This is a genomic window from Sediminibacillus massiliensis (genome assembly GCF_900156915.1).
GTDB classification, from domain to species: Bacteria; Bacillota; Bacilli; order Bacillales; family Amphibacillaceae; genus Sediminibacillus_A; species Sediminibacillus_A massiliensis.
The window spans coordinates 2,679,819-2,697,457 of record NZ_LT732535.1 but is presented as its reverse complement, the minus strand read 5'-3'; the positions used below and the strand labels follow the sequence as shown (position 1 = coordinate 2,697,457).

The window sequence follows — 17,639 nt, the reverse complement described above, 5'->3', positions numbered from 1 at the left end:
GATGGACAACCGTCTGTTTGTCTATCACTCTTCTTGTTTTCTGATTGTTTTTCACAGCTAAAGCTATACTATTATTATTGTTAGAAGAAAGGAGCGGTAAAATGAGCGGAAATACAAATAAGGAACATACTGCTGCCGCGAGGGACATACTTGCCAAGGAAAGGACAAGATTAGCCAATGATCGAACCCTCCTAGCCTTTATTCGGACAGCTTTGACATTTTTTGTAGGGGCAGCAGCACTGATTGAATTTTTCGGAGAGAGCAGAAAATTGGAACTAACTGCTTATGCTACAGTTCTAATAGGATTCATAACCCTCTGGATAGGGGTATATCGCTATTATCGTTCCAGAAAATCTATCGAGAATGCTGTGAAATAATTTTTTTATCTTCAATAGGAAAAAAGGTATCTTCCAACTATCCCTTTCCCTTTTACCAAGCCTTTTTTTCCTCGCTAAACCTTGCGAATAAACATCAACTCCTCCCCTTAAGTACAGATGAACTTATATTTCATGTTTATCCCCCCCTTTGTTTTTTTGCCATGAATATTGCAAGACTGGCGGACTTTTATTGGAAAAGTCCGCTTTCCTTTTTTTTTCAGTTATAAAGAATTTAATTTTCGGTAGTTAGTACTAAGGATGTTGAACTCATTTGATAGTAGTTAGGGTACATGCCGTGCCAAGCCTTTCCCTTCTTTCATAAATTGCTGTAAACGAAAGGAAGGGAGGGGCAATATTTGTTCAATTACTCGATGGTGCAAATGGCGAGGACGAATGCCCGCAGGTTGGATCGGCCTTTACGGGAGGAAATCCTCAACATTTATAAACCATTTAAATGGATGCCGTGTTTTCTGCATAAAGTTCTGGAAGGTTCACTGAGGAGAAGTCGTAATATTCCGGTTATTATTGAATTCGAAAAAGAGTGTTATCTGGAAGGCTGCGCTCAAGTTGATGGAATAATGAAAAAGCATCGAAAAAATAAAATTAAACGGCATTTTTCCAGAATAGGCTGCTGTAGTGCACGTGTAACTCCTAACAGTCTTAATGAGATTCTTTCCACTTGCAGCAGGGTAAAGAAGGTACATTTAAACCGGAAAGTGCATGCCTTACTCGATGTGGCTGTACCATCAGCGAATGCCAGCAATGTTAAAAGGGATAATCAAGTATTGACTGGAAAGGGAGTCAATATCGCTATTCTTGATACAGGTATTCACCCGCATCAAGATTTGAATGGTCGAATTACAGGATTTAAAGATTTGGTCAAGGGAAGGACAGAACCATATGATGACAATGGCCATGGAACGCACTGTGCTGGCGATGCTGCTGGTAACGGGTCGGCTTCCTCATCCCGCTATAAGGGACCGGCACCTGAAGCAACTCTGACAGGTGTGAAGGTGTTGGATAAAAGGGGCTCAGGTTCCCTCGACACAGTAATAGAAGGAGTAGATTGGTGCATTCAATATAATGAAGAAAATCCAAAAAATAAAATTGATATCATCAGTATGTCGCTAGGAAGCTCTGCACAACCTTTTGCCAATGAAGATTTGGACCCAATGGTGCAAATGGTAGAAGAGGCTTGGGCTGCGGGAATTACTGTCTGTGTTGCAGCAGGAAACGAAGGACCTGATAGCGGTACTATTTCCAGTCCGGGCATAAGTGACCGTGTCATTACAGTGGGAGCACTTGATGACAGAGATACTTCGGATACAAAAGATGATGACGATGTTGCAGATTTTTCAAGCAGGGGACCGACCATTTATGGAATAGCCAAACCAGATATACTTGCTCCCGGTGTAAACATCGTTTCTTTAAGATCTCCAAGGTCCTATATTGATAAATTGCAAAAAGCTAATCGTGTAGGCGATGAATATTTTGTAATGTCCGGGACCTCGATGGCAACCCCGATATGTGCCGGGGTGGTCGCATTGATGAAGCAGCATAATCCTGAGCTTCAGCCTGATGACATGAAGGATCTGCTGCTGAGTGGAGCGGATTTATGGGAAGGTAAAGACCGTAATATCTATGGAGCCGGATATATCAATGCTGAGAGGTCAATTCCTCAATAGGTAAACAGACAAAAAACTTACCTTTATGATGGAACGGTAAGTTTTTTGTTTGATTTTATTTACCTTGAAGTGCTTCTAAATCAATATTCTCCTCTTGTTTAGACCATTCCCCGGTAAATTCCTCTTCGTTATAGGAAAAGAAGTCTTCCAATATTTCTTCTCGATCGTCGAGAAAAAGCTGATCGGCAACAGTTGTAACCAGTTTTGGAATGCCAAATCTCATTCCGGACAATGCGGAAGCGGCAATTCCACAGCTGATTAAGGCTGAGTAATTGAATGCGAACAGACCGTGTAAGGACTTTTTTCCTTTATCATCCCGACTTAGTAGTCCGAATCCCGGTGTTAGATAAGGATGTGCATCGAGCAAAGGGTTCGCACATTCAGCCGGTGCTTTATATTTATCTCCCCAACGGGCAATCGAGTTTTCTACCAATTTTAATTCGGGTCGCAATGCCGGATCAGTTACCAGACCAGTACTGATAATCAAATAATCGAAAGAAAATTGTCCTTTTGGCGTTGTTACGACTGCACCTATATCCGACGATTCAACATCCAACCATGGTGAACCTAAATGAAGATGAAATCCCGACCAGGAACATGCACGGTTAAAGGTGTCATTAGTAGGCGGTTGGTTATGTTTAAAGAAATGGTTGATAGCATCGTATTTATCAGAATCCGGCAAGGAATGAAACCGTTCGATCATTCCGGAGACTTCCATCTGCCGTATCGGATTAATGCGTTGCATCTTTTCACGCCGGACAAAAACGTGCGCTTCTGAAACCCCTTTAGAGAGAGCATAGTTGGCATTATCAAAAGCTGAGGCTCCCCCTCCAAGAATGCCAATCTTTTTGCCTTTTAGTTTATTGTAATCAATACGTTCAGAAGTGTGGGCATATAACGAGCGTGGCAGTTTGTCGGAAATCATGGAAGGTACATGCCATTCACCGCCGCCCTGAATGCCGGTTGCCAGGATTACTTTACGGGCGAAAAGGGGGGAGGAAGGATAACCATTTCTCTCAACATGAACACGGTACATTCCATAAGCTTCCGGTTCAATCAAACTTAATTTCATATTGTTAATTAGAGGCAAGTTAAGGATGCTTCGATACCATTTCAAATAGTTCATCCAATCCCCTCGGGGAATCTTATCGACCTCCTCCCAGCCTTTTGCGCCGAATTGTGCTTCCCACCACGATCGGTAGGTAAGGGACGGAATGCCCAAGTCGACAGAGGTCAAATGTTTCGGAGTGCGTAGTGTTTCCATACGAGCATAAGTGTCCCAAGGACCTTCCTGCCCCTCGGGATTCTCGTCAATAAGAAGAATGTTCGAAATGCGCTCCCGTAGTAAGCCGAAAGCAGCTGCCAATCCGCTTTGTCCTCCTCCGACGATTATTACATCATAGACGTGCCCTTCCGGGTGTTTGTGTGGGCGGACCCAGTCCGGACCCCCGAAGTTTAAGTAGGATAAATCCCTTTTCACTTGTTCGTTCAAGGCCTCTAAGCTCATATTTTTCCTCACCCTTCATCGCAAAGTATGTAATGGTCAATAATTTGTTAATAAATGTATCGCTCCATGTAATGTTAATTTACATACTAACATTGAACGCCGGGATAGTGTATATACAAATTATCTAAATTTTCTATTTTTAGTTGGTTAAAATCGCTAAATAAAACGAGCAAGGTGCTGAACGAACAAGAGTTGGCAAATTTCCAACTGAACACTAGTCCGAGAAGGTTGAATGCATACCTTTTTTATATTGTTGCAAACTATAACGGATATCTTTGCAAGTATCTTTTTCTCTTGAAAAAGTAAAGAAAGAAGGTAGTGAACATGGCATTCAACCCACCGAAAGAAACTGCGCGTCTGGCTATGGAGCATGGGGAGAAGAAGGCTGGTTTGCCGCTTACAACGCAAGCTGTTCTTGGTTTCCTGGCTGGCGCATTCATTTCATTGGGTTTTTTACTGGATATCCGGGTTACCGGAGACATGCCAGAAGAAGTATGGGGATCGATGACAGCACTCATAGGCGGATTGGTCTTTCCGGTCGGCCTTGTATTTGTCTTGTTGGCTGGAGGTGAACTGCTTACAGGCAATATGATGGCAGTGGCAACCGCAAGATTTGCAGGAAAAATTAAGACGATGGATATTATTAGAAATTGGTCGATTATCACGATCACTAACTTTATCGGTGCTATTTTCGTTGCATATTTTTTTGGGCATATTCTTGGTTTGACTGGAACCGGCCCATATCTTGAAACAACGGTATCCATTGCAGGACATAAAGTAGAGGATTCCTTTTTCCATGCGTTTGTGTCAGGGATAGGCGCCAACTGGCTTGTTTGTCTTGCGGTTTGGCTTTGTTATGCGGCAGACGATGTAGCCGGTAAGATTCTCGGCATTTGGTTTCCGATTATGGCATTTGTCGCTATCGGTTTTCAACACGTTGTCGCCAATATGTTCGTCATTCCAGCTGCCATTTTTGAAGGATATTTTACGTGGGGGGAATATTTGGCGAACTTTGTCGCCGTCTTCCTTGGTAATGCCGTCGGGGGTGCCATTTTTGTCGGAGCGATGTACTGGTATGCTTATTTAAGACAGGATGTGTAGATCAAGTTGATTAAGGAAAATGCATTAACGACAACATTACCATGATGACTACATATCGGAGATCGCTTTAGTTAGTGTTATATCGACAAGAAAACGGATTAGTCAAAAAAGGTTCCGATCATCGAAGCGTGATGAGGGAACCTTTTTTCATTTGTATTTTATGTTTCATTCACTTATATCTGAAAGTGGGTGGACGACATGTTCCGTGCATTGCGGACACACATCCAAAATGTCGTATTTATGGTCTTCTTCCAGTATGTCTTCTATTCTGCCGCAAACTTCACAAATTCTGCTCACCGGATAGCCTCCTTTTACATTTCGCTTTCCAATTCGTTTGCTTCATAGCCAACATCCATGATGGCTTGCTGGAAGTCATGTAAAGCACCTGCATTTTCATCATAGGAAATGATCGCTTCTTTCGTCTGTACATTGATTTTGACATTGCGGACGCCCCACACATCGTGCAGAGCATCACTGATTTTTTGTTCATCTTCCTTTTGGAGGTCAGGAATAGAAAGTTTATGGGTAATCAAAGGAGCCACATCCTTATTAATGAGTTTGTTTACTGTTCAAGCCTTCTCCCAGCCCATTTAAAAAGTGCATCATGGTATTCAACGATGTTTTGACATTGGGATCTCTCATCGACTTCATCAATCCCCACATACCGACCTGTTTGTCATTTGAACTTGTTTCGGCTGCTTTTTGCATGCCATGGGTTAAACCGTCACTGAATTGTTTTAACTGGTCAGGATCGATTGCTGACAAGAGCGCCATTCCGCTCATCGCGTTTTTGATAATGTTGTGCATGCCGGGCTGGTTGATCTGTTCTATAGCGATAGAACCGACTTTTTCTCTTGTTTGGAGGAGTCCTTTTATCATGGGCAGAACACCGGATTTGTGCAGTTCCTGCAATATGCTGAGACTTTCCTCGATTACTTCGCGGTTATCAGCTATTTGCTTTAGGATTGCCGATAAATCCTCTGAGCGTTCTTCTTCCACATTGCTCTCTTCCCGTTCAATTTGCTGTATCGCTTTGGCCATCGAATAACCCCTCGCTTTCCAAGGTTTCAGGAATAGATGTGAAATCTGGACGGCTCCACTTTTTCTCGACCTCTACACCGATATGCGGTTGAGGATTACCGAACCTGTGGTTATGTTCAGGCAGGGGCGATTCTCCTGTTTTCTCCAATAATTCCATCTTTACCTGTGTTTCTTTATAGTTTGGTGTGTGCGTATCTTTGTCATAATAGCTGCTTGTCAGTTTATTTACAGCCTCCTGGTTAACTCTCGTATTCATCGGCAAGTATAACTCTTTACCTTTGACACGGTCTGTCACTAACACACGGATTTGCACTTTTCCGTATGGAGAGGTGAGCCGGACGAGTGATCCTGTTTCAAGGTTCCGTTCTTTGGCGAGTTCATGTGACACTTCCAGCCAAGGATTCGGCACGATGTGATGGATTCCTTCTGATCTGTCCGTCATGTTGCCTTCATGGAATTGTTCCAACAGTCTTCCGTTATTCAGATGGAGGTCAAACTCATCGCCCATTTCCAATGGTTTGGTCCAATCCACAGGGAAAAGACGTGCCTTACCATCCAAAAATTTAAACTTATCCGTGTACAAAAGCGGCGTGCTGTCTCCATTTGCTTTAACCGGCCAAATCTGGCTGTCCCAGCCTTCGAGTCGTTGGTAACTCACGCCGGCAAAGATCGGTGCCAATTTTGCCACTTCATCCATTATGTCGGAAGGGTGGTTATATTCCCAGCCAGCCCCCAGTTTATTGGCGAAATCCCTGAATATTTCCCAATCCGGCTTGCAGTCGCCAAGCGGCTCAAGCACTTGGTAAAAGCGCTGGATCCGTCTTTCGGTATTGGTAAAGGTACCTTCCTTTTCCAGGCTAGGAGCTGCTGGTAAAACGACATCCGCAAACTGTGCCGTTTTTGAGAAGAAGATGTCCTGTACAACGAAGAAATCAAGTTTTTCGAAGGCCTCGTGTACATAGTTGATATTCGAGTCAACTAAGGCCATTTCTTCACCGAACAGGTACATTCCCTTGACGTTGCCTTCTGAGATGGCTTCTACGACCTGATGATTATTCAATCCGGGTTTCTTCGGTATTTTCGTTCCCCATGCTTTTTCATAACGGGAACGGACTTCGTCATTTTCGACTGGTTCATACCCAGGCAGCCAGTTAGGCATTGTCCCAAAATCGCTGGCCCCTTGAACATTATTATGGCCGCGGAGAGGGAAGGCTCCTCCTCCTGGCTTTCCATAGTTGCCTGTGACCAAGAGAAGGTTGCTAATTGCCGTACTGGTGTCAGTACCTCCCATGTGCTGGGTGACACCCATTGCCCACAAGATACATGTGCCCTTCGACGCATGAATCATTTCTGCCACTTGAATGATGGTTTCCTTTGATAAACCTGTTATTTCCTCGGCATATTCCAATGTGTACTTTTCAAGGGAGTTTCTATACTCGTCTACTTGGTTTACCCGTTCTTCCAGGAACTTTTTATCTTCCCAGCCTTGGTCAAAGAAGTACTTTGTAACAGCTGACAGCCAGACAAGGTCTGTACCAGGTTTAGGGTGAATGAAAAGATCCGCCCTGTCAGCCAGTTCATTTTTCCTTAAATCTGAAACAATCAGTTTTTGATTGTGAAGCTTATGAGCGCGCTTAACTCTTGTTGCGAGTACAGGATGAGATTCCGAAGGGTTGGCGCCGACTACCATGACAAGGTCGGCATTTGCGATATCTTCCATCGTACCCGAGTCGCCCCCGATACCGACCGTCCGCATCAATCCAGCTGAAGCCGGCGTTTGGCAATAGCGTGAACAGTTGTCGATATTGTTCGTGCCGAATACGGATCTGGCCAGTTTCTGGAATAGATAATTTTCTTCATTGGTACATTTGGAAGAGGCAATAAAGCCAAGTGCATCAGGTCCATCTTGCTCTTTGATGTGCTGGAATTTTTCGGCCATAAGTGAAAGGGCCTCATCCCACGTAGCTTCATAGAATTTATCGCCCTTACGGATGAGCGGTTTGGTCAGTCGTTCCTCGCTGTTGACGAACTCCCACCCGAATTTACCTTTTACACAAGTGGAAATACCGTTGACCGGTGCGTCTTCCATAGGCTGAACTCGAAGTATTTCCCTGTCCTTTGTCCATACTTCGAAACTACAACCAACACCGCAGTACGTACACACTGTCTTTGTTTTTTTGATTCTGGCTTCCCGCATCGCTGCTTCGACATTGGATATTGTAAATATCTCCTTGTAGCCTGGTTCTACTTCTTTTGTTAAATCGATCATCGGCTCGAGAATATTTTGCGGAATTCCGGTCATAAACCCTGCATTGCCAAGCATCGACTTTTCCATCAAGGCATTACACGGACAAACAGAAACACAATGCCCGCACGATACACAAGAAGATTGGTCTATCGGGACATCATTGTCCCAAATAACCCTTGGTTGTTCTCTTTCCCAATCGATGCTCAAGACTTCGCTGACCTGGAGATCTTGACATGCTTCTACACAAAGGCCGCATAAAATACATTGATCTGGCTCATACCTGTAAAAAGGATGGGAATTATCAGGCGGGTATGGCTTCGGTTTGAATTCGTATTTCTGATGTTCAAGTTCCAAGTACTCTGCCGTGTTATGGACGACACAGTTTCCGTTATTGTTATCACATACGGTACAATATAGCTCATGGTTTTTGAGTATTCTGGACATGCCCTCCAATTGAGCTTCTTTTGCTGTTTCGGACACAGAGTCGACTTTCATATTTGGTTCCGCTTGTGTCGCACATGCGCGCTCCAATTTGCCATTGACTTGTACATAACAAGTGTCACATGTTTGGATGACGCCGACACCAAGATCAGGCTGGGAGGAACAGATCCCGGGGATATAAATATTGTTCTCCAGTGCTGCTTCCAGAATGGATTGTCCTTCTTTCGCCTGGATCTCCTGGTCGTTCAGCTTTAGGGTGAAACTTTTTTCTCCCATATGTATAACACCTCCTGTATTTGTTAGCCTGTTCTCAGTATCTACAAATCAGGGAGATGTATGACAATTTTTTGATGAAAAATAAGAAGCATGACCTTTTGATGGTCATGCTTTAAAACGAAGTGTTTTGGTTTTTTTCGGCGTTAGAAATGCTTTTTATTCACTCTGCGTTCCTGAAAGATACGTAGTGGGGCGGTCAACTTCCAGGACTTGCTGTTCAGCGTATCCTCCAGCCGTCGGTGTAAATTTTTCCGCTCCTCTTTCAATACTTGGTTCTTCTGCTGCAATTGTTCAATTTTTAAATCCTTTTGTTTTATTTCATCTTCATATTGCTTGTACTCTTCCTGCAATTGGTTTCCCTCCTCGGTTAACGTCCATGTCAAAACTAATTTTTCCAAATCTTCTATAGCCGGGAGTAAGTAGATGGATAACTCTGTTTCAATACCTTTTCGACCCAGTTTTTGAAAATAAAAAAGGACCAATGCATAAAGGAAAAAAATATGTTCGATCAAGGTAAGGTCTTTTCCGAGCTGATCATCTTCCAGAAAAAGTGTTTTGATGGTGGAGTAGGGAAGCAACAAACTTGTCAAAAACCTGGCGATATCAATGAAGTGTGGCCCGGTTGTATAGGAGGTCCAGTCGATAACCTTTGGCTGCCCATCTTTTTTGTCGATTAAGATATTCTGGAAGGCAAAGTCCCCATGAAGCAGACTATAGTGTTCGCTTGGATTGAGGTATTTAAATAATCGGTTGTCCATAATAGCTTTTTCAAGACGGCCAATTATTTGAACAACAGCATCAGGGTATTTATGCTGCCTGGCGATCAACTTTAAAGATTCAAATACTTTCTCATTGTAGTATTTTTCGTGAATTTGGGTGAAGAAATGGACAACTGAAATTGCCCGTCCTTTTTTAAATTGAAATACATACTCCGGCTTTGGGTGCTTAGAGGCAATGTCCCCAAACCTTACGCTGGTAAGCTTTTGGGATAATAAAAGAATCTGCCTGTAATGATCTTCTTCCATTGGAAAGGTTTCGATCATTTCGATTGTCAGATAAGAAATCTTATCAATGATTTGTGCATCGACAAATTCCGGCACTGTACCTCTTAAACTTGGGAATTCTTTCACTATTTCTTTGTAAAAGGTTTCTTCCCGTCCTGCACCGGTTTTTGGATTGTGATATTTGGATATTTTGGTGAAATATCGTTTGTTATTGTACCTATGGATAAATGCACCAAGATTATTTTTCCCATCGATGAAAATGTATTTTGAGCTCATACCTGATGGTTCTTCTGAAATCCCTTTCTGAATCTTTCCTGTCAACTCATCAAAAGACAGGCCATGGGTCAGTTCCAATGCCTTCCGGTAAGCTTTTTTAGCCTTCTCATATTCCGACAGAAAGGAGTAAGTCCTTCCAAGACGAAAGTAATAATCATCATTATCGGGGTGCCTTCTCACAAGCAATTTTGCGATTTCTTCTGCATTTGTCCAATTTCCTGTAAAATCGTCTAAATTATGAATCTCTACTAATATTCGCTGGCTTTCAGGATGCTGCTCCAACCCTTTTTGAAGGATTTCCTCCGCTGCATCTGTTTTGCCGATAATTCTAAGAGAGCGAGCATATGCCACGAAGGCGGTCTCCGGGCATTGGTGTTTATTTAGTTTCATGTACTGGCTGAAGCAATTGGCGGCTTCTTTCCAATGTTTCTTTTTTTGATACTCTTTTGCCTTTTGTAACAAATCACTTTCCAAAATGGATCACCTGCTTTGTTGGCATTTCCATAATATAGGATATCACGGTTTTGCGGTTACGGGTAGCATTTCAACGTAATTGCTTGTCTATATATAAACTTGATAGGGTAAAGGGAATGTAAGGCCGAAAACGGAGCATGTGTGATGGTGAAAACAGCAAAAAGCATGACCGACTCTGGCCATGCTTTTACAAGAATACTGTATTAATGAAAGTACCATTTCTTCCATATATCTGCGGAGTCTGTACATCCGTGTTTATTATTCCAGTCTTTCTTATGCTTGCCGCATTTGTCTTTGTGCTTGTAATCCCAATCCCAGTCCCACCAGCAATCCCACCAATTATCTTTATCCTTTTTATAATGCTTTTCATCTTTTTTCTTTTTATCCTTGTTGTATTTGTGATCAGATGAATCACTATTTGAATGAGGAGTGTCACCAAAGTTGAAGGTAAACAAAAAACCGAAGATTGATTGTAAAAAGTTATCATTCGACTCGTACTGGGATGAATAAGATGAAGCAAAGACAGAAGTGGGGGTCAATAAAGTGAAAACGAAAATAAAACATACTACTTTTTTTAGTATATTCGGGTAGTGCAAGGTCATCTTCCTCCTTCGTACCGTTAAATGAACGAGTTGTTCTCTATTAAGAATTATAGAATAACTGGTACTGTTTGTAAATGGAAACTCCCAAAACTTCTTTCATTCATTGCCGTTTCCGCAATTTGTTTGTTTTCTCCTTGTAAGGGACTTGCTACATCGGCATAGATTCAGTAGTATAAGGGAAGGATGAAATGTAAAGATTTGAAATGAGGGTAATGAATGAAAAAAGAATCCATTTATGGGATGACTTTTGAACAGCTGACCTCTTGGTTGGTGGATAATGGACAAAAGAAATTCCGCGCTAAACAGGTGTGGGATTGGTTATATAAAAAGCGTGTCACCGAATTCGCTGAGATGAAGAACTTGAACAACGATTGTATTCAGTTACTGGAAGATAACTTTGTTATTCAGACACTGAAAGAAGCAGTCAAACAGGAATCCAAGGATGGCACGATTAAATTCCTGTTCGAATTACAGGACGGTAACCTGATCGAGACGGTGTTGATGAGATTTAATTATGGATTGTCGGTTTGTGTGACAACACAGGTCGGTTGTAACATTGGCTGTACATTCTGTGCAAGTGGATTGCTAAGAAAGAACCGTGATTTGTCCAGTGGAGAAATCGTGGAGCAAATCATGAATGTACAACATCATCTCGACAGCAAAGCCAAGGACGAACGTGTCAGTCATATCGTGGTCATGGGTATTGGCGAACCATTTGATAACTATGATAACATGATGGACTTTTTCCGGGTCGTCAACGACCAAAAAGGACTTTCCATTGGCGCCAGACATATTACCGTCTCAACAAGCGGGCTTGCGCACAGAATTTATGATTTTGCGGATGAAGATATCCAAATCAACTTAGCGGTCTCTCTTCATGCACCGAATAATGAACTGCGGACAAAAATCATGAAGATCAATAAAGCTTTTCCTTTGGAAAAACTGATGCCTGCGATTGATTACTACCTGGAGCAGACGAATCGCAGGATTACGTTTGAATATATTTTATTGCGAGATGTGAATGATCATAAAGAAGAAGCGCTCCAGCTGGTAAAACTGTTAAAGGATAAGCGTCACCTCTCCTATGTGAACCTCATCCCTTATAACCCGGTTGATGAGCATAACCAATACCAGCGCAGTACGAAGACGTCGATTCTGGCATTTTATGAAACATTGCTGGAGAACGGAATCAATTGTGGTGTCAGAGTCGAACAAGGTTCTGATATCGATGCTGCATGCGGACAGTTGAGAAGTAAACAAATCAAAAAAGAGAAAGCTTTGCAGAAGTAAAGGTGAGCTGTGTTCCTGATTTCATAGGGACACGGCTTTTTTATATGCCTGTTTATTTATAATACCTAAAAAATTAGAAAAATTATAAAATAATGTTTTTTTTAATTATGTCCCGGGAAATAAAGTACGGGGAACAAGTCTCCAAATTTTCAAAAGGAGGAGAAGCGAAGTGAGTAATGACCAAAACGTGAATGGAAACAGCAGTAAAGATGAACAGTTGGACAAATTCCGAACGGATGACAGAGGCAAACAATTGACGACCAATCAAGGGGTTAAAGTATCCGAAGATGAGTTTTCCCTAAAAGCCGGGGTCAGAGGGCCGACTTTGATGGAGGATTTCCACTTCCGTGAAAAAATGACTCATTTTGACCACGAACGAATCCCTGAAAGAATTGTCCATGCAAGAGGGTTCGCTGCACATGGAGAATTCCAAGTGTACGAATCGATGAAAGAGTACACAAAAGCAGGTTTTTTACAAGACCCATCGAAAAAAACACCTGTTTTTGTCCGTTTTTCAACAGTTGCTGGCTCTCGTGGTTCTGGTGAATTAGCGCGAGATGCGAGAGGGTTTGCGACAAAATTTTATACAGAGGAAGGGAACTATGACCTTGTAGGCAACAACATACCAGTCTTTTTCATCCAAGACGCCATCAAGTTCCCGGACTTAGTGCACGCCATCAAGCCAGAACCCCATAACGAAATGCCACAAGCTGCAACGGCACATGATACTTTCTGGGATTTCGTAGCAAACAATCAGGAATCCGCACATATGGTTATGTGGGCGATGTCTGACAGAGCCATACCGAGAAGCTTTCGAATGATGGAGGGATTCGGGGTACATACCTTTCGATTCGTGAATGATCAAGGCAAATCCCATTTTGTGAAATTCCATTGGAAGCCGGTACTCGGTACCCATTCTGTTGTTTGGGATGAAGCTCAAAAAATAAATGGGAAGGATCCTGATTTCCACCGCCGCGATTTATGGGAAGCTATCGAAAATGGGGATTATCCGGAATATGAACTTGGTGTTCAAGTAATCCCGGAAGAAGATGAATTTAGATTTGACTTCGATATTTTGGATCCGACAAAAATTTGGCCGGAAGAAGATGTGCCGGTAAAGTTGATTGGTAAGATGACATTGAACCGCAATGTTGACAATGTGTTTGCCGAGACAGAACAAGTGGCATTCCATCCTGGACATGTGGTGCCTGGCATCGACTTTACAAATGATCCTTTGTTACAGGGGCGCTTGTTTTCTTACACAGACACTCAATTGATCCGGTTAGGAGGTCCTAACTTCCATGAACTGCCAATCAATCGTCCGGTATGTCCGTTTCATAATAACCAGCGTGACGGTTATGGTAGACAGACAATTAACAAGGGTCCTGTCAGCTACCATAAAAATTCACTTGCAAATAATACACCATCTCCAACAAGTGAAGCAGAGGGCGGATTTAAACATTATGAGGAAAAAGTGGAAGGAAGAAAAATCCAAGCTAGAAGTGACAGTTTCAACGACCATTTCTCCCAGGCTACACTGTTTTGGAACAGTATGAGCAAGCCGGAGAAAGAGCATATGATTCATGCCTTCAGCTTTGAGTTGGGTAAGGTACAAAGTGAATCTGTGCAACAGCAGGTAGTCGATATGTTCGCTAACGTAAGTACGGAGCTGGCCCACGGATTTGCAGAAGCTATCGGAGCGAATCCGCCGGAAGCACATGATACGGGAGTAACGAAATCATCTCCTGCTTTAAGTCAGGAAAATACGAAAAAGAAACCTGAAACACGAAAAGTCGCTGTCCTTGTAGGAAAAGATTTTAATGGTCCAGAAGTTCTCGCTGTATTGGATTCACTCAAAGCAGCAGGGATACAAACGGAAATAGTCAGCAGCAAATTAGGAAAGATAAAGGGTAGCGATGGAGCAGAATTGAATGCCGACTTTACGTTCCTTACCGCCGATTCTGTATTGTTCGATGCTGTATATGCAGTTGGAGGAAGCGATGAAGACAAGGCCTTTTATAAAGAAGCAGCATACTTCGTTTACGAAGCCTTCACGCATTATAAACCGATTGGAGCCACACAAGAAGGTAAGAAACTGCTGAATGTAGACAATATGGAAGATAGTCCTGGTGTGGTGAAAGGCGGAGATGCTAATAATTTCGCCAATGACTTTATCGAGGCTATATCAGCTCACCGCCATTGGGATCGTGAAATAGTCTGAGGCAGAGAGATTTCTCTCTGTCTTTTTCCTCTTTTTATGAGTCAGAATATTTGAATAGATACAAAAAAATACATATACTTTATTCTACATCATGAGATAGGAGGGATGTAGGAAATGAATGAATGGAAAAAAGCTGTGCAGGAATTGCGAAAGCCCGCATATGATATCGATCCGGTTTATATCCAGCGGTGGTCCCCGCGGTCTTTCCAGGACAAAGAAGTACAAGAAGATACTTTGTTCAGTTTGTTTGAAGCAGCGCGTTGGGCGCCTTCTGCTCTCAATATTCAACCGTGGAGATTTATCCTGGCCCGTACCAAGGAAGATAAAGAAAGATTTCAGTCATTTATCATGGAAGGGAATAGAACATGGGCAGAAAAAGCCCCCGTGTTGTTTTTGATTATTTCCAGGAAAACTGACGATAAAATCGGTGATAATGTTTCCCATGCGTTTGATGCTGGCACTGCTTGGGGATATTTATCATTGGAAGCTGCAAGAAAAGGTTTGATCACTCATCCAATGGGTGGATTTCATAAGGATATGGCAAGAGAAGTGTTGAACATCCCAGATGATTATGCGTTGCATGCAGTAGTAGCTGTAGGCTATCAAGGTGAAAAACAAGCTCTTCCGGAAAAATTGCAGCAAAGAGAACAACCATCAGACAGACGTTCATTGAAAGAATCTGTATTTGAAGGAACTTTCCAGTAAAAGCGGGTCGCCTGGACGATTCGCTTTTTTCCATGAATGGGTTTGTTGCATATTGAATTGCCATACATGCTATGTTATAATTTAGGAAACGAATAGCAAGTCCCTAAGAAGGGGAGTAGCGACCGTTATACGGTTAGTGTTCCGTCATATCAGTGATTTTTCACTCGGGACATTAAGCTTTCCATAGGCGAAAGTACGCAAGACCTTTTTATGAGCGTTTTTGACATTAAAAAACGTTCGTAAAAGGGTCTTTTTTCGTTTAATCGAAAAGGAGGCGGTTTTTTTGATATTTGTCTACCTTGTATTGGCGGCAATGGCTACCGTGTTTGCAGCAATCAAGCTGTCCAGTTACGCAGATGTCATCAGTGGGAAAACAAAAATGGGCGGACTGCTTGTCGGCACCTTGCTGCTTGCTGGAGCAACTTCACTTCCGGAGGTTACTACAAGTATCTCTGCCGTGGCTATCGGAAACCCTGACATAGCTATAGGCAATATGCTAGGTTCCAATTTATTTAATCTGTTCATTCTGGCGAGTTTTGATCTTTACTTCAGGAAAAATAAATTGTATCAGTGGGGCGGCAGAAACCATGTGTTCACAGCCGGGCTCGGTCTTTTGCTCACTTTATTGACGATGGTTTCCCTGGTGCTGCGTATAGATTATACGGTGCTCGGAGTAGGTATAGATTCGCTGGTGATTGCTTTGGCATATATCGTTGGAATTTATTTAATGGGTAAACTACCAGCAGACAACTCTGTAAGAAGCACCGGTTCATCTTCGCAAGATGCGAGGGAAGAAACCAGTGATGGCAACATTACAGTCAAACATGCCGTTATTGGTTTCATCGTAGCTGCCATTTTCATTATGGCTGCTGGATCTGTACTATCTATTACAGGTGACAGAATTGCTGTTATAACCGGACTGGGTTCCAGCTTTGTCGGCAGTTTCCTTATTGCTGCCACTACATCCTTGCCTGAAGCAGTCTCGGTGTTCATTGCTTTGCGTCTGAAGAATATCGATATGGCGCTTGGTTCTATTCTCGGGAGCAACATGTTTAATATGCTGATCATCGCAGGTTCTGACGCTGTGTACCGCAATGGCTCTATATTGGCGGATGTTTCAAGCTCCCATTTAGTCACGGCTCTGGGAGTAGCCATCTTGTCTCTCTTCTTGATTCAGGCTCTAACCAGAAAAGAAGCGAAATCAGCATTCAATTACAGCTTTCCATCATTGTTAATTATTATTGGTTACTTTCTCACATCGTATCTTATATTTATCGGTTGATCGAGCGGCTCTTGCCTGGCAAGGGCCTTTTTAAATTACTTGGAATAGGGTAGGGGAGGACATTTTATGAAGACAGTTATCATTACGGGAGCATCCAGTGGCTTTGGGTTGCTCTCAACTTTGGAATTTGCAGAAAAAGGCTGGTATGTTATAGCCACCATGAGAAATTTGAACAAGAAGGCTGTGCTGAGAAATGCTGTCGAGGAAAAGGGAATAGTAGACAGGGTAAAAATAGTGGAGTTGGACATAACCTCCAAAGATTCGATTAATAATTTCAAAGAATTTGTCGCAACTTTGGATACCATCGATATTCTCGTCAATAACGCCGGATTTGCAGCAGCAGGATTTGTTGAGGAAATCCCGATAGAAGAATATCGTCAACAATTCGAAACGAATTTGTTTGGAACTATTTCAGTGACGCAAGCTGTCCTTCCAGTGATGAGAAACCAGAATAAAGGTACGATTATCAATATCAGCAGTATCAGTGGCCGTGTCGGCTTTCCGGGGCTTTCCCCTTATACTTCCTCCAAACATGCCTTAGAGGGTCTTAGTGAGTCGCTAAGACTGGAAATGAAGCCTTATGGTGTAAATGTGGCGCTAGTAGAACCTGGTTCCTATCAAACCAATATATGGTCAACAGGTAAGCAGATAACTAGCAAATCACTAGATTCATCCTCCCCGTATTTTCCTATGGTGAAAAAGTTAATGGCTCGTTTAGAAAATACCGATAGTTTCGGGAACCCTTCATGCGTTGCCAGATTGATAGTCAAAATAGCCGACCAGAAGAACCCCAGGCTGCGCTATCCGATCGGAAAGGGGATTCGCTTTATGATTATACTTAAAAAGGTTCTTCCATGGAAAATGTGGGAAAAGATCGTTAGAAAAGTTGTATCTTAAGAGGAAAAATAGAATGTAAACAAATTTGAACACATGTAAACAAATTGTAAGTAAAATGATTGCAAAAGTGTGTGCAAGTTTACAAATCCGTACGCATCTTGATATAAAAGTATGTGTGCAATTAAGTATACATGTGTGCATATATGATTGCTTGTACACAAAATTAAAAACATTATGACCTGTTTTTAGATTGAAAGGTTCTTGCTTATGAT

At 42.4% G+C, this 17,639-nt stretch carries 15 protein-coding genes; 8 read left to right on the top strand and 7 right to left on the bottom strand.

Annotation, left to right across the window (positions count from 1 at the left end):
* Window positions 1-101 precede the first annotated feature (101 nt).
* Together CZ434_RS14000 and CZ434_RS13995 are read left to right on the top strand one after the other, a co-directional pair.
* A complete protein-coding gene (locus CZ434_RS14000; protein WP_077623724.1) occupies window positions 102-377 on the top strand; it encodes a DUF202 domain-containing protein in 276 nt (91 codons plus the stop codon).
* 356 nt (window positions 378-733) lie between these two features.
* The gene (locus CZ434_RS13995; RefSeq protein WP_077623723.1) at window positions 734-2,062 is read left to right on the top strand and encodes a S8 family peptidase; all 1,329 of its coding nucleotides are present in this window, start codon (window positions 734-736) and stop codon (window positions 2,060-2,062) included.
* Window positions 2,063-2,117: 55 nt separating this feature from the next.
* Here the strand turns inward: CZ434_RS13995 and CZ434_RS13990 are convergent, their stop codons facing one another.
* A complete protein-coding gene (locus CZ434_RS13990; protein WP_077623722.1) occupies window positions 2,118-3,569 on the bottom strand; it encodes an NAD(P)-binding domain-containing protein in 1,452 nt (483 codons plus the stop codon).
* A 324-nt stretch (window positions 3,570-3,893) separates the two neighbouring features.
* Between CZ434_RS13990 and CZ434_RS13985 the strand changes: the two genes are divergently transcribed.
* Window positions 3,894-4,670: a formate/nitrite transporter family protein gene (locus tag CZ434_RS13985; protein ID WP_077623721.1), complete on the top strand. Its 777-nt coding sequence runs from the start codon at window positions 3,894-3,896 to the stop codon at window positions 4,668-4,670.
* 165 nt (window positions 4,671-4,835) lie between these two features.
* On the opposite strand, the gene CZ434_RS22665 is transcribed toward CZ434_RS13985, so the two are convergent.
* The 6 genes from CZ434_RS22665 to CZ434_RS13960 form a co-directional block, all read right to left on the bottom strand.
* On the bottom strand, window positions 4,836-4,967 hold the full coding sequence (locus CZ434_RS22665) for a hypothetical protein (protein WP_281252275.1): 132 nt from the start codon (window positions 4,965-4,967) through the stop codon (window positions 4,836-4,838).
* A gap of 14 nt (window positions 4,968-4,981) precedes the next feature.
* Window positions 4,982-5,203, bottom strand: a complete 222-nt coding sequence (locus tag CZ434_RS13980; RefSeq protein ID WP_084778745.1) for a heavy-metal-associated domain-containing protein — start codon at window positions 5,201-5,203, stop codon at window positions 4,982-4,984.
* Window positions 5,204-5,219: 16 nt separating this feature from the next.
* Complete coding sequence (locus tag CZ434_RS13975; protein WP_077623719.1) at window positions 5,220-5,711, bottom strand: helical membrane plugin domain-containing protein; 492 nt, start codon at window positions 5,709-5,711, stop codon at window positions 5,220-5,222.
* Complete coding sequence (fdhF, locus tag CZ434_RS13970; protein WP_077623718.1) at window positions 5,686-8,676, bottom strand: formate dehydrogenase subunit alpha; 2,991 nt, start codon at window positions 8,674-8,676, stop codon at window positions 5,686-5,688. The genes CZ434_RS13975 and fdhF overlap by 26 nt, the downstream gene beginning before the upstream one ends.
* A gap of 143 nt (window positions 8,677-8,819) precedes the next feature.
* Window positions 8,820-10,430: a tetratricopeptide repeat protein gene (locus tag CZ434_RS13965; protein WP_077623717.1), complete on the bottom strand. Its 1,611-nt coding sequence runs from the start codon at window positions 10,428-10,430 to the stop codon at window positions 8,820-8,822.
* A 203-nt stretch (window positions 10,431-10,633) separates the two neighbouring features.
* Complete coding sequence (locus tag CZ434_RS13960) at window positions 10,634-11,026, bottom strand: hypothetical protein (RefSeq protein ID WP_077623716.1); 393 nt, start codon at window positions 11,024-11,026, stop codon at window positions 10,634-10,636.
* Window positions 11,027-11,248: 222 nt separating this feature from the next.
* Here CZ434_RS13960 and rlmN point away from each other — a divergent pair, with 222 nt between their 5' ends.
* The 5 genes from rlmN (at window position 11,249) to CZ434_RS13935 (ending at window position 17,427) form a co-directional block, all read left to right on the top strand.
* Window positions 11,249-12,322: a dual-specificity RNA methyltransferase RlmN gene (gene rlmN, locus CZ434_RS13955; protein WP_077623715.1), complete on the top strand. Its 1,074-nt coding sequence runs from the start codon at window positions 11,249-11,251 to the stop codon at window positions 12,320-12,322.
* Between the two features lie 169 nt (window positions 12,323-12,491).
* Entirely contained in the window at window positions 12,492-14,543 is a 2,052-nt protein-coding gene (locus tag CZ434_RS13950; RefSeq protein WP_077623714.1) for a catalase, read from the top strand.
* 114 nt (window positions 14,544-14,657) lie between these two features.
* Window positions 14,658-15,248 (top strand): nitroreductase family protein, encoded by a 591-nt coding sequence (locus tag CZ434_RS13945; protein ID WP_077623713.1) that lies wholly within the window; start codon window positions 14,658-14,660, stop codon window positions 15,246-15,248.
* Between the two features lie 283 nt (window positions 15,249-15,531).
* Window positions 15,532-16,530: a sodium:calcium antiporter gene (locus tag CZ434_RS13940; protein WP_077623712.1), complete on the top strand. Its 999-nt coding sequence runs from the start codon at window positions 15,532-15,534 to the stop codon at window positions 16,528-16,530.
* Window positions 16,531-16,596: 66 nt separating this feature from the next.
* Window positions 16,597-17,427, top strand: a complete 831-nt coding sequence (locus CZ434_RS13935; RefSeq protein ID WP_077623711.1) for an oxidoreductase — start codon at window positions 16,597-16,599, stop codon at window positions 17,425-17,427.
* Window positions 17,428-17,639: the final 212 nt, after the last annotated feature.